General features: G+C 38.2%; 12 protein-coding genes and 13 tRNA genes. 16 read left to right on the forward strand and 9 right to left on the reverse strand.

The window, feature by feature from the left end; genetic code table 11:
* Position 1: 1 nt before the first annotated feature.
* On the forward strand, positions 2–442 hold the full coding sequence (locus ALFOR1_RS05685; RefSeq protein ID WP_104642333.1) for a hypothetical protein: 441 nt from the start codon (positions 2–4) through the stop codon (positions 440–442).
* Positions 443–548: 106 nt separating this feature from the next.
* Positions 549–989 carry a peptide-methionine (R)-S-oxide reductase MsrB gene (gene msrB, locus ALFOR1_RS05690; protein WP_058547492.1) on the forward strand — a complete coding sequence of 147 codons (441 nt, stop codon included), beginning with the start codon at positions 549–551 and terminating at the stop codon, positions 987–989.
* A gap of 4 nt (positions 990–993) precedes the next feature.
* On the opposite strand, the gene ALFOR1_RS05695 is transcribed toward msrB, so the two are convergent.
* From ALFOR1_RS05695 to ALFOR1_RS05730, 8 genes are all read right to left on the reverse strand, one after another.
* Positions 994–2,637, reverse strand: a complete 1,644-nt coding sequence (locus ALFOR1_RS05695; protein WP_104642334.1) for a tetratricopeptide repeat-containing response regulator — start codon at positions 2,635–2,637, stop codon at positions 994–996.
* A gap of 486 nt (positions 2,638–3,123) precedes the next feature.
* Positions 3,124–3,199, reverse strand: a tRNA-Val gene (locus ALFOR1_RS05700).
* A 58-nt stretch (positions 3,200–3,257) separates the two neighbouring features.
* Positions 3,258–3,333 (reverse strand) — tRNA-Val (locus ALFOR1_RS05705).
* Between the two features lie 33 nt (positions 3,334–3,366).
* Positions 3,367–3,442 (reverse strand) — tRNA-Val (locus ALFOR1_RS05710).
* Between the two features lie 47 nt (positions 3,443–3,489).
* Positions 3,490–3,565: transfer RNA gene (locus tag ALFOR1_RS05715), tRNA-Val, on the reverse strand.
* Positions 3,566–3,715: 150 nt separating this feature from the next.
* A tRNA-Val gene (locus ALFOR1_RS05720) sits at positions 3,716–3,791 on the reverse strand.
* Between the two features lie 49 nt (positions 3,792–3,840).
* Positions 3,841–3,916 (reverse strand) — tRNA-Val (locus ALFOR1_RS05725).
* Between the two features lie 146 nt (positions 3,917–4,062).
* Positions 4,063–4,138, reverse strand: a tRNA-Val gene (locus ALFOR1_RS05730).
* 1,005 nt (positions 4,139–5,143) lie between these two features.
* On the opposite strand from ALFOR1_RS05730, the gene ALFOR1_RS05735 reads away from it, so the two are divergent.
* The 8 genes from ALFOR1_RS05735 (at position 5,144) to ALFOR1_RS05770 (ending at position 9,571) form a co-directional block, all read left to right on the forward strand.
* Positions 5,144–5,219 (forward strand) — tRNA-Ala (locus ALFOR1_RS05735).
* A gap of 37 nt (positions 5,220–5,256) precedes the next feature.
* Positions 5,257–5,332 (forward strand) — tRNA-Glu (locus ALFOR1_RS05740).
* Positions 5,333–5,472: 140 nt separating this feature from the next.
* Positions 5,473–5,548, forward strand: a tRNA-Glu gene (locus tag ALFOR1_RS05745).
* A 90-nt stretch (positions 5,549–5,638) separates the two neighbouring features.
* Positions 5,639–5,714, forward strand: a tRNA-Glu gene (locus ALFOR1_RS05750).
* 90 nt (positions 5,715–5,804) lie between these two features.
* Positions 5,805–5,880, forward strand: a tRNA-Glu gene (locus ALFOR1_RS05755).
* A 90-nt stretch (positions 5,881–5,970) separates the two neighbouring features.
* Positions 5,971–6,046, forward strand: a tRNA-Glu gene (locus ALFOR1_RS05760).
* Between the two features lie 277 nt (positions 6,047–6,323).
* A complete protein-coding gene (locus tag ALFOR1_RS05765; RefSeq protein WP_104642335.1) occupies positions 6,324–9,191 on the forward strand; it encodes a M16 family metallopeptidase in 2,868 nt (955 codons plus the stop codon).
* Between the two features lie 113 nt (positions 9,192–9,304).
* Positions 9,305–9,571: a DksA/TraR family C4-type zinc finger protein gene (locus ALFOR1_RS05770; RefSeq protein WP_058548088.1), complete on the forward strand. Its 267-nt coding sequence runs from the start codon at positions 9,305–9,307 to the stop codon at positions 9,569–9,571.
* Positions 9,572–9,607: 36 nt separating this feature from the next.
* On the opposite strand, the gene gloA is transcribed toward ALFOR1_RS05770, so the two are convergent.
* A complete protein-coding gene (gloA, locus tag ALFOR1_RS05775; protein WP_058548089.1) occupies positions 9,608–10,009 on the reverse strand; it encodes a lactoylglutathione lyase in 402 nt (133 codons plus the stop codon).
* A gap of 750 nt (positions 10,010–10,759) precedes the next feature.
* On the opposite strand from gloA, the gene ALFOR1_RS05780 reads away from it, so the two are divergent.
* The 6 genes from ALFOR1_RS05780 to ALFOR1_RS05805 all read left to right on the forward strand — a co-directional run bounded on the left by ALFOR1_RS05780 (position 10,760) and on the right by ALFOR1_RS05805 (position 18,930).
* Positions 10,760–11,638 carry an NAD(P)-dependent oxidoreductase gene (locus tag ALFOR1_RS05780; RefSeq protein WP_058548090.1) on the forward strand — a complete coding sequence of 293 codons (879 nt, stop codon included), beginning with the start codon at positions 10,760–10,762 and terminating at the stop codon, positions 11,636–11,638.
* Between the two features lie 142 nt (positions 11,639–11,780).
* Complete coding sequence (locus tag ALFOR1_RS05785) at positions 11,781–14,039, forward strand: polysaccharide lyase 6 family protein (RefSeq protein WP_104642336.1); 2,259 nt, start codon at positions 11,781–11,783, stop codon at positions 14,037–14,039.
* A 5-nt stretch (positions 14,040–14,044) separates the two neighbouring features.
* Positions 14,045–16,264: a heparinase II/III domain-containing protein gene (locus ALFOR1_RS05790; RefSeq protein WP_104643624.1), complete on the forward strand. Its 2,220-nt coding sequence runs from the start codon at positions 14,045–14,047 to the stop codon at positions 16,262–16,264.
* Between the two features lie 5 nt (positions 16,265–16,269).
* Positions 16,270–16,614, forward strand: a complete 345-nt coding sequence (locus tag ALFOR1_RS05795) for a cupin domain-containing protein (protein ID WP_024609426.1) — start codon at positions 16,270–16,272, stop codon at positions 16,612–16,614.
* A gap of 3 nt (positions 16,615–16,617) precedes the next feature.
* A complete protein-coding gene (locus ALFOR1_RS05800) occupies positions 16,618–17,925 on the forward strand; it encodes an MFS transporter (RefSeq protein WP_104642337.1) in 1,308 nt (435 codons plus the stop codon).
* A 72-nt stretch (positions 17,926–17,997) separates the two neighbouring features.
* The gene (locus tag ALFOR1_RS05805) at positions 17,998–18,930 is read left to right on the forward strand and encodes a sugar kinase (RefSeq protein WP_058548093.1); all 933 of its coding nucleotides are present in this window, start codon (positions 17,998–18,000) and stop codon (positions 18,928–18,930) included.
* Positions 18,931–18,962 lie beyond the last annotated feature (32 nt).

Below are 18,962 nucleotides of genomic sequence, written 5' to 3' on the forward strand. Positions count from 1 at the left end.
AATGGACGCTGTAAATAAAAAAATAGCGATGGTGGTGTCGGTTATCGCTTTGGTGCTTTTAGTGCTTGCGTTAAGCACTAATCTTAGTGAGTACATGTGGTTTAAGTTTTTATTTGGTGTGTGGCTTTTTGTACTTTGTTCTAGTTTTTATAGGTTAACGGCGTTATTTAAAGCGAGAAATCGATTAGATAATTTTATTCAACGCGACGCACAGCATCTTATGTTGTTTAGCCTAACAGGCTTTTTTGATAAAAAGCACGGCCCGCATTGGTTGGTTATTAGTAATATTGAACGTGTTGAAAGTAAAAGTGATGAGCTAATAATACACAGCAGTAATGATCGTCAGTTAAGTGTGAGCCTACCGGCGAAAAGTACTGAGCTAGATGCATTTGTTAAACGTATACTCACTGAATCTGAGAAGCAAACAATACATTTTGGATAAATCAAAGCGGGTGATAGTGTATTTAAAACGCTTTAATTTACTTTAGTTTACCTCTACCTTAATTAGGCTAACACCCTAATGCTATTTAATTATTTATGAGGCTGTTATGTTGAAATGGAACGATGTTATTAATTTTGCTAACAATGGCAATCCAACTCCCGCTAAAAAGGTTGTGAAAAGCGACGAGCAATGGCGAGAGCTCCTTAGTGAAGACCAATACTATGTTACTCGTAAAAAAGGCACTGAACGTCCACATAGCTCTCAAAGTTGCACATTATTAGAGCCAGGCAAATATGCATGCGTATGTTGTGAGAACTTATTATTTGACGCGGATGAAAAGTTTGATAGCGGTACAGGTTGGCCTTCGTTTACCCAACCAGCCGCTATTGAGGCAATAGGGTACGTGAGTGATTCAAGCCACGGTATGCAGCGCGTAGAAGTGGTTTGTAATGTGTGTGATGCGCACTTAGGGCACATATTTCCTGATGGGCCTCAGCCTACTGGTTTACGTTATTGCGTAAACGCTGCAGCAATGAAAAAGCTATAAAATCCTATTTGTCTGGATTTTGAATATCGAGCTTCATTTCTTTGGCCATAAGTAAGATTTTGTCTAATCTTTGCGCCTGATCTGTAGGTAGTGATGATTTACTCAAAAGGGCGTAGCATTTTTTGGCGATAGCCAGGTTAAAAGTGCCGCCTTTTTGTTTGGTTGAATCAAACAAGCACTGTAATAAATTAAGCGCAATGCTAGGATTACGTGGCATAACTCTAAATGCTTGTGTAAACGCTTCTAACGCCATATTTAACTGACCTTTGTTGAACTGACTAACCGCATGGTTGTTAAGTTCTTTAGGGCCCATTTTAATATCTCTACGTTCACTTTGCTGTTGTTGAATATAACGCAGATAAGTAGTGTCGCTTACTGTTGGGTGGCGCTCGCAATGGCTAATAATTTGAGTAAACAAAGTTTGTGCTTTTTGGTGAAAACCAAGCTCATGAAATGCTTTTGCTTTATCAAGTGCTCCATCTACAGAGCGAATATGTGAGTCGTCTTCATCAAGTTGCTCTATTAGTTTTTTAGCTTTTTGATGTTCATCTTTTAAATAATGTAGTCGAGCATTTAATACATCAATTTGTGCTTGATTAGTGTTATTAGGAAATTGTTGTTTTAAGTCGTTAATATATTTATTAGTTTGACGAGAAATACGCTGAATTTGATCTGTTTGATCAGTCGTTAACGCAAAGTCGATACCTGCACGAGCCGCATTTAGGTAAATGTCGGGGTTGTCGTGTATTGAATGTTTTGCATAACTGGCGATTTCTTTTTGCGTTAAATAGCTCTTTTCGTAGTCGTGATTAATCAACGATACATTACTTAACGACTTCTGACGGGAAATATTTCGAGGGGCGATATCAACCGCTTGACTTAAAAATTCCTGTGCTAATTCAAATTTACTAAGTTTTATTTCTAAACGCCCCAGTAAGTCGAGCGCAACTAAGCGTGTTTCATGGCGTTCCAGCATAGTTTTTAACATACGCTGCGCTAGTATATGCTCATTATTGGCAATTAATGCTTCTACTAAACCGACTTTAGCCCAAGCAAACTTTTGTATATCAAGCACTGATTTAAAAAAGTCTTTTGCTTCTTCGTTTCTTTTTAAGCGAAGTAGGACGTCCCCTTTTAAGCGAAGCAATATAGGGCTGTAGCTATTATTTTTATCAAGCGCAGAATCTATATACTTTACTGCTTTAGAATCGTTACCATCGTCAATAAACGTATAGACGGTTTGTAAGTCATGTTTACGTTTAAGAATTCGTTCTATACGAGTTTTAAGTTCTTGTACGGTGAAGGGTTTTACTAAAAAGTCGTCGGGCTGAAGCTCTAAAACACTATGGACAAGTGACCCGCTGGTTTCTGCAGATATAAAAATAAAACCCGTTGAGTTTTTAATTAGTTGTTTAACACGTAGCTCTTCGTAAAGCTGATAACCATCTTGTTGTTTGCTTAAATTAAACGAACACACTATTAAATCAAATTGTTCACTCAAACACTGTTCTTTTGCCGAAGTTGCATGATCAGCAAAACGCAGCTGCCGAAAGCCAAGCCTTTCTAACGACTGTTTCATATAGCTTTGAGCTAATGGTTGCTCTTCAACTATCAGTATTTTGGCTTTTGCATAGATCTTAGTGGGCATTGGCTTAAACGTTATTAGATTTAACACAGACTATAATCAACAGTTTAGCTGCTTACAAGGGAATTTAACTATTAGCCGAGGTTATTAGAAGATTAATTTATATTCATACATTTAGCTGGCTATAAATCAGCATTTTAAATTGAGTAAGCATGGTAAATATCAAGATGGATTTTAAACAGTAAAGTTTAAGAGATATTAAACAAGAGTACTTAATAAAGGATATTTATTTGTAAAGGGCGGCGATGCTTTCTTTTTCTTACAATTGGGTTAATTACCCGAGTGGATTTTTATAATGAATAGTAGGAATTATTTAGATGTTCTGAAGTGTTTATATGTGGTGGGTGATACCGGACTTGAACCAGTGACCCTCGCCATTATTTGTAAAGGGCGGCGATGCTTTCTTTTTCTTACAATTGGGTTAATTATCCGAGTGGATTTTTATAATGAATAGTAGGAATTATTTAGATGTTCTGTAGTGTTTATATGTGGTGGGTGATACTGGACTTGAACCAGTGACCCTCGCCTTGTAAGGGCGATGCTCTCCCAACTGAGCTAATCACCCACATATAATTAGGTATGACTTTTATCTAAAACTTATATACTAAATGCTTAATATAATTTGGTGGGTGATACTGGACTTGAACCAGTGACCCTCGCCTTGTAAGGGCGATGCTCTCCCAACTGAGCTAATCACCCAAATTATATATTCAATATGCACCACTCTAAGAATGGTGGGTCGTACTGGACTTGAACCAGTGACCCTCGCCTTGTAAGGGCGATGCTCTCCCAACTGAGCTAACGACCCATATTAAATTTTAAAAACGACTATTAACATAATAATAGGTTTATATGTGGTGGGTGATACTGGACTTGAACCAGTGACCCTCGCCTTGTAAGGGCGATGCTCTCCCAACTGAGCTAATCACCCACATATAAAATTAAACGCTACTATTAAAATAAATAGTACTGGACTTTAACCAGTGAACTTCGCCGTTATTTGTAAATAGCGGTGATGCTCTCTTTTTCTAACTAAGCTAACCGCTCATTTAGATTTTTGTAATATGCACCACTCTAAGAATGGTGGGTCGTACTGGACTTGAACCAGTGACCCTCGCCTTGTAAGGGCGATGCTCTCCCAACTGAGCTAACGACCCATATTACAATTTAAAACGTGACTATTAATATAATGATAGGTTTTATATGTGGTGGGTGATACTGGACTTGAACCAGTGACCCTCGCCTTGTAAGGGCGATGCTCTCCCAACTGAGCTAATCACCCACATATAAATTAAACGCTACTATTAAAAATAGTACTGGACTTTAACCAGTGAACCTCGCCGTTACTTGTAGATAGCGGTGATGCTCTCTTTTTCTAAACTGAGCTAACAACTCATATAGAAATTAGATGTGAACACTTATAAAAAGTGGTGGGTGATACTGGACTTGAACCAGTGACCCTCGCCTTGTAAGGGCGATGCTCTCCCAACTGAGCTAATCACCCACATCTAAACAACTTCACATTGCTGCGTTGTTGTGGGGCGCTATTATAGATAGAGTTGGAAATGTGTCAACACTTGAATGATAAAAATGTACTGAATGAAGGTTTTATAAACAACGAGATATGAGTTGCGTCTATTTTACCAGCAATTTCACAGTGTCCGTTCAAATAAACAGCAATAGGCACTGGTGAAATGGGGTATTACTTTACAAGCGACAATTATTTTTTAAATGCATTAGGCGTGTTTTGTTAAAAACTCTATAGTTTATACAAGTTATAGTTTTGAGCATAAGTCGAGAACAAATGGTTCTGGTAGGTTTAATAAGTACACGCCTCTTATATAAAATGGTTAAACACGTTTCAATTTAACTCTTTAAATAAACACGCCCTAAAGTTTTCTAATATTTTTATGTGTAGCTTGCGAGTATTTATCTTTAAAAGTTAAATTTGTAGTTGTGCTTGCTGTTTAGGCAATACAGAAATTGTAAATTGTGTTTATTGTTAAAAAGCGGCATCACTTAATGAATGCCAGGTATGTGCCGCTCACATAAAATGTAATTAAGGGATTAAAGTAGGGCGCAGAAGTTTTACTAAATTTATTTGTTCTTACTTATATATGAAGCCCCAAATACTTAAGCCTCGCCCAGCCAATAAATTGCCCTCTAGATAAAACAGATCTTAATTTTGGCTGCAAGTTTAAAAAAAATTAGCTTAAACTTAATTTGCATATAAATGTATACCTTTTATTTATAATACAACTTAAGAAGTTAATAGGGGTAGGGAGGTTTTAATAAAAGGCTTTAGGATTATGGTGTTATTATAAGCTCCCTATGAGAGATTTTGTCTAAATTGTGATTTTTAGCACGCTTGATAGCCAGTTTGTTGAAAATTAAACCATTTAAATAAAGCTAGGTAAAAAACTGTTGACTTTATTTTGGGTGGTGCATAGAATGCGCCCCGCACTAAGCGATACACGACGTGTTTATCACAGCGAGTATTGATTATGTTGGGGCCATAGCTCAGCTGGGAGAGCGCTTCGCTGGCAGTGAAGAGGTCTGCGGTTCGATCCCGCATGGCTCCACCAAAAATTAGTGTAATGTCCTAGGGTAGCAGTTTTCTGCGTCCCCATCGTCTAGAGGCCTAGGACACCGCCCTTTCACGGCGGTAACAGGGGTTCGAATCCCCTTGGGGACGCCATCTAGCTTTAGCTAGAGGTGGTTTTACCAAGAGAATAGCGTAACAATTAAAGCTCGAGTCTTTACTTGTGGATTACGCATTACCTTAGCAACTCATGATATGAGTTTAACTTATCAATTGTCCTAGTGACACATTTATGTGTCCCCATCGTCTAGAGGCCTAGGACACCGCCCTTTCACGGCGGTAACAGGGGTTCGAATCCCCTTGGGGACGCCACTTACTATTTTAATAGTTAGTGTAGTGTTATTAAGAAAGCTCGCCTGAAACGAGTTAAACCATTCAGTTGTCCTAGTGACACATTTATGTGTCCCCATCGTCTAGAGGCCTAGGACACCGCCCTTTCACGGCGGTAACAGGGGTTCGAATCCCCTTGGGGACGCCACTTACTTTTTTAATAGTTAGTGTAGTGTTATTAAGAAAGCTCGCCTGAAACGAGTTAAACCATTCAGTTGTCCTAGTGACACANTTATGTGTCCNCATCGTCTAGAGGCCTAGGACACCGCCCTTTCACGGCGGTAACAGGGGTTCGAATCCCCTTGGGGACGCCACTTACTTTTTTAATAGTTAGTGTAGTGTTATTAAGAAAGCTCGCCTGAAACGAGTTAAACCATTCAGTTGTCCTAGTGACACATTTATGTGTCCCCATCGTCTAGAGGCCTAGGACACCGCCCTTTCACGGCGGTAACAGGGGTTCGAATCCCCTTGGGGACGCCACTTACTTATTTTAAGTAATGTATTAGCAGTGTGACACCACACTCTACTATGCACGACGTTATTAGAGTACTAATCTCTTTGAGGCGCCATTTACTTATTCAATACGCAAGTGAAGTGTTATTAGGATATCCATAAATTTCCTCCTAAATTTTATCTTCTCGTAAAGATTAAGTGTTTACACTTAGTTACAAAACCATAGCAATCTCATTCCGATACGACTTGTTGTAAGTCTACTTAGTCCTTAAACTCATTGAGTTAATTAAAAATGGACTAAAAAATGAAACTCTCAAAAATAGCACTTGCAGTATTATTAGCATCAGGGTTAGCTGCTTGTAATAGCTCAACCCAAGCAATTGATAAAAATACAGTAGCAGAGGTATCAATTCCAGGCGTTACACTCATAGAATCTGTTCAAGCTAATCCTAACGATATCAACATACCTTATAAAAAATATAAACTTGATAATGGTCTAACAGTTATAGTGCATGAAGATCATTCAGATCCACTTGTGCACGTTGATGTTACTTATCATGTTGGATCTGCTCGTGAAGAACTTGGTAAGTCAGGTTTTGCTCATTTTTTTGAGCATATGATGTTTCAAGGATCTGAAAATGTTGCAGACGAAGAGCACTTTAAAATAATCTCAGAAGCAGGTGGTACTTTAAATGGTACGACTAATTCAGACCGTACTAATTACTTTGAAACAGTGCCTGTAAATCAGTTAGAAAAGATGTTGTGGTTAGAGTCTGACAGAATGGGCTTTTTATTAGATGCTGTGACTCAAGAAAAATTTGAAGTACAACGAGAAACTGTAAAAAATGAACGAGGTCAACGTATCGATAATCGTCCTTATGGTCGTTTAGGTGAGCGTATGGCACAAGCAATGTACCCAGATGGACATCCGTATTCGTGGCCTGTTATTGGATTTATGGACGATCTAAATCGTGTGAATGTTAATGATTTAAAAGCATTCTTTTTAAAATGGTATGGTCCTAATAATGCAACTCTTACCATTGGTGGTGACATTAGTGCCAATGAAATATTGCCACTAGTAACTAAATATTTTGGACCAATCCCTAAAGGACCTGAAATACCTAAAGTTGAAAAAACAGCAGTAACACTTGATGCAGATAGATATATATCGATGGAAGATAAAGTTCATTTACCTTTACTGGCAATGAGTTTTCCAACGACTTATGCTCGCTCTGAGGATGAAGCACCACTAGATATACTTGCCGAAATTTTAGGTGGTGGCAATAACTCATTACTTTATAAAAACTTAGTAAAGACTCAACTTGCAGTTCAAGCCAGTGCCAATCACCCATGCCAAGAGTTATCATGCTCAATTAGTATTTATGCTTTACCAAACCCCACATCAGGTAAAACGTTAGCTGATATGGAAAAAATTATACGTGATTCATTTACTGAATTTGAAAAGCGCGGTGTTAAACAAGATGATTTAGACAAAGTAAAAGCAAAAATAGAATCAGGTGCAATATTTGGCTTACAAAGCGTATCTGGGAAGGTATCTCAACTTGCCGCATCAGAAACATTTACGGGCAATCCAAACTCAACTAAGGCTGAAATTTCACGCTATAACAGTGTGACAAAAGCAGATGTTATGCGTGTATTTAATCAATACATTAAAGGTAAGTCAGCAGTTATTATGAGTGTAGTACCAGAAGGGCAAACTCAGCTTATAGCCGCTCCAGATAATTTCACTCCTAAAAAGCATGACTTTGGCGGCCCATCTACAACCTCTGCTGATGATCTAGTCGCCCGAAGAGCTGTTGATACGTTTGATAGAAGTGTTCAGCCTGTAGCGGGTGTAAACCCTGCTGTAGACGTACCTGCGCTTTGGCAAACTAAGACCGACAACGGTATTAAAATATTAGGCACTCAAAGCACCGAAACACCCACTACGGCTGTATTTATTAAAGTACCGGGTGGCTTTTATAACGAGCAGAGCAGTAAAGTGGGTTTATCGTCAATGACGGCATCACTTATGAGTGAGTCCACACAAAACTATACAACGGAGCAAATGAGTAATGCACTAGAAAAGCTAGGAAGCCAAATTAGTATTTACTCAGACAAGACTCATACCAATATATATGTATCTAGTTTAACAAAGAATCTAGATGCAACTTTAAAATTAGTTGAAGAAAAGCTATTTAAACCAGCATTTAACAGTGAAGATTTTGAACGCAACAAACAACAAAGCATTCAAAATATTCAACATTCAATGAAAGATGCTGGCTATTTAGCCTCAAATACATATAGCAAGTTGCTATATGGTACCAGTATAGCTTCTTTGCCTAGCAGTGGCACTGTGCAAAGTATAGAAGCAATTACACTTGCTGATGTTAAAAGCTTTTATAAAGCCAACTTTAAACCACAAGGCGCTCAAGTCATTATAGTGTCAGATTTAAGTGAAGCTGCTGTCGAACCAAAAGTTAAATCAGCACTTGCTAACTGGCAAGGTAAAGGCCAAAGTTTTGATGTAGACTTTACCGAGCCTAACGTTCAAACAAACGTAATTTATCTTGTAGATAAACCCGGTGCGCCGCAATCAGAAATTCGTATCGGTAAACGCGATATGGTTGAAGATATTACAGGTGAGTTTTTTAAAGCAAATTTAATGAACTTCGCTTTGGGTGGAACGTTTAATAGCCGTATTAACTTAAACCTTCGAGAGGATAAAGGCTATACATATGGTGCTCGTTCACGTTTTTGGGGTGATAAAACATCAGGTGGTTTTACAGCCTCTGCAGCAGTAAGAGCTGATTCGACTGCTGCGTCTATTACCGAGTTTACTAATGAGCTTAATAATTACGCTAAAAATGGCGTAACAGACGAAGAGCTTATGTTTATGCGTAAAGCTATTAACCAAAAAGATGCCCTTAAATACGAAACGCCTAACGCAAAACTTGGCTTTTTGGCACAAATATTAGAGTTCGATTTAAAACCTAGCTTTGTAAAAGAAAGAAATAAGATTGTTAGTACTATTAGTAAAGAAGAAGTTAACGCCTTGGCTAAAAAACATTTAAATACTAAAGACATGATTTATTTAGTAGTGGGTGATGCTAAAAAACTTCGTCCAGAGCTTGAAAAATTAGGTATGAAGGTTGTTGACTACAGCCTTTAAAATTGAATCATCGGTATGATAAAGCAGCTTTTTAGCTGCTTTTTTTATTCAGCACTAATAAAGCATTCCATTGCTAGCATAAAACTAACCTATTACTATTTTAGGAGATAATTATGGCCAGTGGTTGGGCGCGTGATGGCGCAATTCAAGATCAAATTGATGCGAGTGTCAATGATGCAGTGCAATATGCAAGGCAAAACTTAATATCTGGAGCCAGTGCTGAGTATTGTGATGAATGTGATTGTAAAATCCCTCAAGCGAGAAGATTAGCTTTGCCCGGGGTGAGGTATTGTGTTTCGTGCCAAAGCGAACTCGAAGCTCAGGGTAAAAAATTGAATGGCGTCAATCGTCGTGCCAGTAAAGATAGTCAATTACGGTAAAAGGTGCCAAGGGCACCTTTACTTTTAAACAAATTATTAAAACTCACTCATATTTTCTTTTTTCTGAATAAGCTCAATTGAATAGCCATCAGGGTCTTTAACAAAGGCAATTTCTGTTGTGCCGCCTTTTACAGGGCCTGGTTCGCGACTCACATTACCGCCAGCAGCTTTTATCGCATCACATGCTTTGTAAATATCATCAAATTCAATAGCTATATGTCCGTAAGCATTGCCTAGGTCGTAGCTATCCTTATCCCAATTATATGTAAGCTCTAAAACGGTATTACTTTCTTCTTTTCCATAACCAATAAAAGCGAGAGTGTAACGATACTCCTCGTTTTGAGAGCGGCGTAGCTCCTGCATACCTAATACTTGTGTATAAAAAGCAATCGACTTATCTAGGTCGGCTACACGTAACATGGTGTGTAATAAGCGCATTTTAATTCCCTCGTTATTTTTAGTTTAAAGCCCTTCACTAAACAGTAGCTACTAAATAAAAGTGCTTCAGAAATTGCTGTAGAGGTATTTAAACCATTCTCATCAAACAGTGACGGCTGTTATATCGCACCTACTGGCACGTTATTTAATATAATAAGCGTACATTTTATTCTTTTTAAAGGCTTTTGTAATCTAAGTCGTGTGCTTAAATTAAATATAAATCGAAGTTTTAAAAGAGCCATAAATACAATCTTTAAAATAAAAATTGACCAAGAATAGCAACCTTAAATGACCAAACTTAAAGTCAGTTAACTAGGTTTTATATGTTTTGGTAATGAAAGGGTAAGTATTGGTCAACCCATTGGTATAAAAAAAGTAACAATATTGCTAACAAAAAATGACCAGTAAAATAAGCTCCGTATTAAGTGTAAGTAATTGTATTTTAATTAAAATTACTTTTCATGTTAAAGCGGTTGCAAAATATACATATTTACGTGGTTAACTTATTGGTTGACAAAAAACATGTATGGTAATACAGTTTTTGCATACCAATTGGTAAGTTGCTTGGTTTGAGTGAATACAATGTATTGGTAATTAATCAGAGTTACATTTTTGCACAGGTTAATTAATAAAATAACTCAAGCTAAAATCTACTCTACAAATTGAAACAAAAGACACAGCGTATTTATTTATAGAGTAACTTTTACTCGTACTCATAAAAGTATGCGCCAACATATTTAGGAGTTATTCATGTCAAAACCTGTCATCGGTTTCATCGGCTTAGGCTTAATGGGCGGCAATATGGCCGAAAATTTACAAAACAAAGGCTATGAGCTAATTGTTATGGACCTTAGCAAAGATGCGGTTGCAGCATGTGTTGCTAGAGGCGCAAAAACAGCAAGCACTGCAAAAGAGCTAGCTGAAGGTTCAGATATTGTTATGTTTTGTCTTACAACGTCAGCTGTTGTAGAAAAAATTGTTTACGCAGAAGACGGTATCTTAGCAGGTATTAAAGAAGGCGCCGTATTAGTTGATTTTGGTACTTCTATTCCATCATCTACTAAAAAAATTGGTGCTGATTTAGCAGCTAAAGGCGCAGGCATGATTGATGCTCCGCTTGGTCGTACACCTGCACACGCTAAAGATGGTCTATTAAACATCATGGCAGCTGGCGATATTGATACATTTAATAAAGTTAAACCAGTACTTGAAGATCAAGGCGAAAATGTATTCCACCTTGGTGAACTAGGTGCAGGCCATACTACTAAGTTAATTAATAACTTTATGGGTATGACGACGGTATGTGCAATGTCACAAGCTTTTGCAGTAGCCGATCGTGCAGGCGTTGATCGTCAGCAACTTTTCGACATTATGTCTACTGGTCCTTCAAACTCACCATTTATGCAATTTTGTAAAAACTACGCGGTTGACGACGTAAGTGACCTTGGTTTTTCTATTGCTAATGCAAACAAAGATTTAGGTTACTTCCTTCAAATGGTTGAAGACCTAGGCACTGAATCAAAAATTGCTGAAGGTTCATCAGCTAACCTACAAGCTGCATTTGATGCGGGCATGGGTCAAGGCAACGTACCTGAAATCTTTGATTACTTTAAGCAATTAAATAAGTAATAAAGACTCAACATATGGCGCTTAACTATATAGTTTAAGCGCCCACACACACACTATCGATTGACGAGATTTAGCCTGCTTTGTAAAAACATATTTAAATATTCATAGAGCCTAATTCGAGTCACAATATAAAGAGTTAACTATGCGTTTGATTAACACAATAAAGCTAAGCTTAGTTCTCATTGGTTGTATATCTACACAATTAGCAGCCAAAGATTATTTTGTAGATGATAAGCAAGCTTTCAGTGATATTTCTTCTAACTTAGTCGCAGGCGACAAAGTAATCCTTAAAAATGGTACATGGTCTGACTTCGAAATCCTACTTGAAGGCCAAGGTACACAAAACTCTCCTATTTTATTAACCGCAGAAACAAACGGCAAAGTAATTTTATCTGGACAATCAAACCTAAGACTTGCAGGTAAATACTTAGAGGTTTCGGGTTTAGTATTCAAAAATGGCTATACACCAAGTTCTGCGGTTATTGAATTTCGTAAAAATAAAAGTAAATTAGCTTATAACTCACGCGTAACTCAAGTCGTAATCGATAATTACAATAACCCAGACAAACGCGAGTCAGATTACTGGGTTGCGTTATATGGCCAGCACAACCAGTTTGACCACAGTCATTTAGTCGGTAAGCGTAATAAAGGAGTTACTGTTGCAGTTCGTTTAAATACAGAACAAAGCCAGCAAAATTACCACAAAATTGATAATAACTTTTTTGGTTACCGCCCTACATTTGGTTCAAACGGTGGCGAAACTCTTCGCATTGGTACCAGCCATTACTCATTAACTGATTCACACACATTAGTAGAGAACAATTATTTTGAGCGTACTAACGGTGAAGTAGAAATTATTTCGGTTAAGTCAGGCAAAAATATTATTCGTAATAACGTATTTTTTGAAGCGCGCGGTACGTTAACGCTTCGACATGGTAACGGTAACCTTATTGAAGAAAACATTTTCTTGGGTAATGGGGTAGATCACACCGGTGGTATTCGCGTTATTAATAAAGACCAAATTGTTAAAAATAACTACTTAGAAGGTTTAACGGGTTACCGTTTTGGTAGTGGTTTTACAGTAATGAACGGTGTACCAAATTCATCGATAAATCGTTATCACCAAGTAGAAAACGCAACCATTGAAAACAATACATTTGTAAACGTTCAGCACATACAACTTGCTGCCGGCAGTGATGCTGAGCGAAGTGCTGCACCTAAAAATAGCGTTATGAAAAATAACCTTATTATTAACCAAAATAAGCAGCAGCCATTTACTACATTTGATGATGTAAGCGGTATTGCTTTTAGTAATAACGTTGCAAACACTAAAGTACTCGATGAGTTAGCTTATGGTGTAAAAACACACACTATCGCTTTAAGTAAAGCGGATAATGGTTTGCTTTATCCAGAATCTACTAACATTAAAGCGGGTGCAAAACGAGGTCTAAAAGTACTTAAAAAAGAAGATACAGGTGTTAGCTGGTATCCAAAAGTACCTGCTTTAGTAAAGTTTGACTCAGGCAAAACTCATACGGTAACTGCCAGCGCAAGTGCTTTATTAACGGCTATCGAAAACGCCCAATCAGGTGATGTTTTAGAGCTTGATAATGGGCAATATGATGTGTCTAAGCTTGTTAAGATTGATAAAGCGCTCACCATTAAAGCTAAAAATTTAGGCCAAGCTAAGCTTACTTTTCAACGTTCTACATTATTTGAAATTCACGATGGCGGTAGCTTAAAGCTCGATGGGCTTAGTATTTCCGGTGAAAATGCACCAGATGCGATAAATAATAGTGTTGTGCGTACTAAAAAGTGGGGCATGATTGAAAACTACCGCTTTGAAATGCATAACTCTAAAATCACACATTTAGATATTAATCATTCATTTCACTTTTTTGTTACTGGCAAAGGCGCGATGGCTGATGAAGTTGTGCTAACAAGTAATACATTCGATAACGTAACGGGTAATGTAATTAGCCTAAATACCGAAATTGAAGACTTAGGCATTTATAATGCTGAGTACGTTATTGTAAAAAATAACACATTCGACAATGTGGATGGCGCTTTGCTTAAGCTTTATCGTGGCGGCAGTGATGAAAGTACTTTTGGTCCTCACCTTCAAATGAGCAACAACACATTAAACAATGTAGGCTTAGGTAAGCGAAATAAAGAGCAAGCGAGTGTTTATGTACATGGTGTTCAGGTTACGAATATCAAAAGCAATAAGTTTATTAAATCGGCTCCATTAGTAGTAGAGCACACCGTAGGTGAGCCTAAAACAGAAATTTCAAATAATACATTTAATGCAACTCAATCTCCAAGTGTGAAAGAGTTAAGAGTGGCGGGTCCGCATACTGCTGTAATTAAAAATAATAACGTTTTAAATAAGGCGGGGTAATAATGATGAATTTATCTCGAAGCAAAACATATTTTAAAACAGCCGGCGTAACTGCAGCCTTGTTATTATCTTTAAATGCACATGCTGTGCATCCTAATTTGGTAATCACTAACGACGATGTACAACACATGCGTCAAGCTATTAGCACTAACAGCGAGAGCCAATTTGCTACAGCGTTTGAGTCATTAAAAGCGCAGGTAGATGAGCAAATAGCACAACCTATCACTGTACCAGTTCCAAAAGATGGTGGTGGTGGTTATACCCATGAACGCCATAAAAAAAATTACCAACTGATGTACAACGCGGGCGTTATTTATCAGCTAAGTAAAGATGAAAAATACGCAAATTATGTTCGCGATATGCTACTTGCATACGCACAGTTATACCCAACGCTTGATGTACATCCAAAGCGTAAAGTGAAATCGCAAAACCCAGGTAAACTTTTTTGGCAAAGCCTGAATGAAGCTATGTGGCTTGTATACACTATTCAAGCATATGACCTAGTACATGACACGCTAAGCGCTGCGAATATAAAAACTATCGAAGATGATTTATTGCGCCCGGTTTCATTATTTATGTCTGAAGGGCAACCTTCTACGTTTAATAAAGTACACAACCATGGGACATGGGCTACAGCTGGTGTTGGTATGGCTGGTTATGTATTAGACGAGCCAGAGTGGGTAGAGAAATCATTATTTGATTTAAAAAAGTCGGGTAAGGGTGGTTTTGTTAAGCAGCTCGAAATGCTGTTTTCTCCCCAAGGCTATTACAATGAAGGGCCTTACTATCAACGTTTTGCATTATTACCATTTGTAACGTTTGCTAAAGCGATTGAAAACAACGAACCTCAAAGAAAGATATTTGAATACCGCGATGGCATATTATTAAAAGCAATCGATACGACTATTCAGCTTAGTTATAACGGTTTGTTTTTTCCTATAAACGATGCCATAAAAAGTAAAGGTATTGACACTATAGAGCTTGTGCAAGGGGTTACTGCGGCTTACGGTTTAACAAATGATGCGGGCTATTTAGATGTAGCTAAAAAGCAAAATCAAATTGTTTTAACGGGTGATGGCTTAAAAGTTGCTCAAGCTTTGGATAAAAGCCAAGAAAAGCCATACGTATTTAAATCCGTTGCTTTTGGTGATGGTAACGATGGTAAGCAAGGCGCTTTGGTTGTTATGCGCAGTGACGTAGGTGGCGATCAAGCATTGCTATTTAAACCTGCCGCACAAGGTTTAGGCCATGGTCATTTTGATAAGCTTACATGGCAGTTTTACGATCATGGTAATGAAATCGTATCTGATTACGGCGCTGCACGCTTTTTAAATGTAGAAGCTAAATATGGTGGTCGTTACTTACCTGAAAACGAGACTTATGCAAAGCATACAGTTGCACACAACACCGTTGTTGTTGATGAAACCACGCACTTTAATGCAAATGTTGAAGTGGGTAATAATAACCACCCAACGCTTAATTTTTTCGAAACCAATCAATACGGTACAGTATCAAGTGGGCAAATAAAAACAGCTTATAAAGGTGTTGAGTTAGAGCGTACTTTAGCGCTTGTTAACCTGCCAGAGCTTGACAGTACCATTGCTGTAGATATGTTTAATGTAACTGCAAATAAGGCACATCAGCTTGATTTACCGCTACATTATAAAGGTCAGTTAATTGATACAAGTTTTGAATTAACAGGTAACGCTAAGCAGTTATCAGCATTGGGTGATAAAAACGGATACCAGCATTTATGGCTTAAGGCACAGGCAAAACCTGAGCAAGGGCTAGCTAAGGTAACGTGGTTAAATGATAACGGACGTTTTTATACACAAACTAGTTTAGTTAAAGGAGATGAGTCGTTCCTATTTACTCAAATAGGCGCAAACGACCCGCACTTTAATTTACGTAACGAAAACGGTTTTATTCGCCGAGTAGATAGCGCTAAACAGCATAAGTTTATATCTATTTTAGAGCCGCATGGCGAGTACAACCCAAGTAAAGAATATACGCTAGAAGCAAATAGCAGAGTAACGGCACTTAACTACAGCGAACAAGATACGCTTACACTTGTTAATGTTGATATTAAGGGCAAATCTTATTTAGTTGCGATCAATAAAGCTGCACAAGCAAACCCTAGCAAGCACACTTTCACATATCAAAATAAAGCATTCACCTTAAATGGCCGTCTTGGCGTTTATGCGTTGAAGAATACTCAGGAGTAAACAGGATGCAAAAGCAAAGCGCACATTTTTCATTTGGTAACGAAACCGAAATTGAAGACTTAGGAAACGGTTTAAAACGCCAAATGCTTGGATATAACGAAGAGCTGATGGCCGTTAAAATCTGGTTTGAAAAAGGAGCTATTGGTTATAACCATGCTCACAGACACTCTCAAGTAACTTATGTAGTTGAAGGTGAGTTTCACTTTAACATTGATGGCGTAACCAAAATTTTAAAACCAGGTGATAGCTGCCTAATTCCACCATTTGCAGATCATGGTGCTACTTGCCCAACTGGCGGTATTTTAATTGATACCTTTAGCCCGGCGCGTGAAGACTTTCTTGAGGATTAACCTATGAAAATTCAAGGCTTACGCTGGTGGGTTATAGTGCTAATTGCACTTGCTACCATTATTAACTACATAGACCGCCAAGCACTTAGTGTTTTATGGCCTGATATTGTGGAAGAAATGTTTCCAGATGAATCGGCATTAGAACGTAAACAAATCTATGCGAACATTTCTATTGTATTTGTATTTGCTTACGCATTTGGTCAAGCCATTTTCGGTAAAATATTCGACTGGGTGGGTACGCGCTTAGGTTTTGTATTGTCAATTGGTGTGTGGTCGCTAGCAACTGTGGCTCATGCTTTTGCACAAGGTGTTTTAAGCTTAAGTATATTCCGCGCTATTTTAGGCGTAGCAGAGGCGGGTAACTGGCCCGGTGCTGCTAAAGGAAATGCAGAGTGGTTTCCTACTAAAGAACGTGCGCTTGCACAGGGGATTTTTAACTCTGGTGCAGCCATAGGTGGCATTATTGCTATTCCTTTAATTGCCTATTTAACCGTGTATTTTAGCTGGCAGATGGTGTTTGTATTTGTGGGTGCTTTGGGCTTTTTATGGCTAGTACCGTGGATCATCCTAGTTAAAGCGCCACCAGGTGCTCACCCGTGGATCACCGAACAAGAGCGTGAATATATTTTAACAGGTCAAAGACGTGTTGATGATAATGGCGATGTCACTGGCGAAGATGAAGAAGAATACAATCCTTCGACTAAAGAGCTACTATCGCGTAAACAAAGCTGGGGTGTAATTATTGCCTCTGCAGCGATTGATCCTATTTGGTGGCTATTTGTATTTTGGATACCAATTTACTTAAACGAAGTATATGCAATGGATGTTAAATCTATTGGTATATACGGTTGGGTACCTTATGTTGGCGCAATGTTTGGCGCGTGGTTTGGTGGTTTATTAGCGCAAAACCGCTTAAAAGCCGGTTGGAATACAGATAAAACACGTAAGCTTACGATTACCCTAGGTTGTTTAATTATGTTGCCATCGTTATTAGCAATGGCAAACCCAGGCGGTCCAACAACGGCTGTTCTTATTATGGCTTTTATCTTATTTGGCTTTCAAACAGCTATTGGTAACGTACAAACTCTTCCAAGCGATTTACTTGGCAAAAAAGCAGTGGGTACATTGTCTGGTTTCTCTGGCATGGCAGCTAAATTGGGTGCGGTAGGCCTTACTTCACTGGTACCAATTTTAACAGCTGACGGCAATTACGCTCCTGCGTTTATTATTGGTGCTTCTCTTGCCATTATAGCTATGGCAGCAGTATGGTTACTGATCCCAAAAATAGAACCTCTTAAAAAGCCTGAATAATCTGAAAGTAACTGCTATGCCAACACGACTGTGTCTGCGCATAGCAGTTTATTACAAAGGATAATTTCCCAAATGAAAAATATTTACTTTATGGGTGAGTGTATGGTTGAGCTCAGAGCAATGAGCGCAGCAACGTTACACCAATCATTTGCAGGCGATGTTTATAATTCTGCCGTGTATTTAAAGCGTAGTTTTCCTCAAGTAGCGACCTCAGTAGTTACTGCTTTAGGGCAAGATAACTTAAGTAAAAAAATGTTAGAGCGCTTTGAAAGTGAACAGCTAGATACTCAGTTTGTATTTGCTCACGATAGCAAAGTACCTGGTATGTACTACATAGAAACAGATGCTTTTGGAGAGCGTAGCTTTACTTATTGGCGCAGCGACTCAGCAGCTAAAAAAGTAGTTAGTTTTTTAAATACAGACGTTGTGAAACAGCTTTCACAAGGTGATATGTTTTTCTTTTCAGGCATTTCACTTGCTGTAATTGACGAAAACGCACGTGAAGATTTTTGGCGTGTAGTAAAACAACTTAAAAGTGCTGGCGTAAAAATAGTATTCGATCCTAATTACCGTGCTCGTTTGTGGAATAGTGTTGATGAGACTAAAACGCAGTACGACCTTGCATTTGGTCTTGCTGATGTAACACTGCCTGGCGTTGAAGATTTAACAACCCTTTACGATGTTCATAGTGTTGAAGACGTAATTGAATATTTAAAAATATATAACATAGACGAAATTATCGTTAAAAATGGCCCAGAGTCGGTTATTACTCAATTAGACAACACACTTCAAAGTCACACAATAATACCAGTTACTAATGTTGTTGATACAACATCAGCAGGGGATGCATTTAACGGCGTTTACTTAGGCGCACGTTTATCTGGCAAATCTATCGCTGATGCAGTTCAACTTGGTGCTAAAGCAGCCGGTGCTGTTATTCAACAACCTGGCGCAATTGCACCAAAAGATGTTTTTCAGCTTGCTATGGCTAAAGCTGGCATTTAATAAATTTATAGGCCGCCATACCTCGGCCGCAC

The organism is Pseudoalteromonas carrageenovora IAM 12662 (assembly GCF_900239935.1).
GTDB classification, from domain to species: Bacteria; Pseudomonadota; Gammaproteobacteria; order Enterobacterales; family Alteromonadaceae; genus Pseudoalteromonas; species Pseudoalteromonas carrageenovora.

Coding starts and splice junctions, on each gene's coding strand:
- ALFOR1_RS05785 (WP_104642336.1), top strand. CDS start 11,781: ATGCGTTTGATTAACACAATAAAGCTAAGCTTAGTTCTCATTGGTTGT.
- ALFOR1_RS05685 (WP_104642333.1), top strand. CDS start 2: ATGGACGCTGTAAATAAAAAAATAGCGATGGTGGTGTCGGTTATCGCT.
- ALFOR1_RS05765 (WP_104642335.1), top strand. CDS start 6,324: ATGAAACTCTCAAAAATAGCACTTGCAGTATTATTAGCATCAGGGTTA.
- ALFOR1_RS05770 (WP_058548088.1), top strand. CDS start 9,305: ATGGCCAGTGGTTGGGCGCGTGATGGCGCAATTCAAGATCAAATTGAT.
- ALFOR1_RS05695 (WP_104642334.1), bottom strand. CDS start 2,637: ATGCCCACTAAGATCTATGCAAAAGCCAAAATACTGATAGTTGAAGAG.
- gloA (WP_058548089.1), bottom strand. CDS start 10,009: ATGCGCTTATTACACACCATGTTACGTGTAGCCGACCTAGATAAGTCG.
- ALFOR1_RS05800 (WP_104642337.1), top strand. CDS start 16,618: ATGAAAATTCAAGGCTTACGCTGGTGGGTTATAGTGCTAATTGCACTT.
- msrB (WP_058547492.1), top strand. CDS start 549: ATGTTGAAATGGAACGATGTTATTAATTTTGCTAACAATGGCAATCCA.
- ALFOR1_RS05790 (WP_104643624.1), top strand. CDS start 14,045: ATGAATTTATCTCGAAGCAAAACATATTTTAAAACAGCCGGCGTAACT.
- ALFOR1_RS05780 (WP_058548090.1), top strand. CDS start 10,760: ATGTCAAAACCTGTCATCGGTTTCATCGGCTTAGGCTTAATGGGCGGC.
- ALFOR1_RS05795 (WP_024609426.1), top strand. CDS start 16,270: ATGCAAAAGCAAAGCGCACATTTTTCATTTGGTAACGAAACCGAAATT.
- ALFOR1_RS05805 (WP_058548093.1), top strand. CDS start 17,998: ATGAAAAATATTTACTTTATGGGTGAGTGTATGGTTGAGCTCAGAGCA.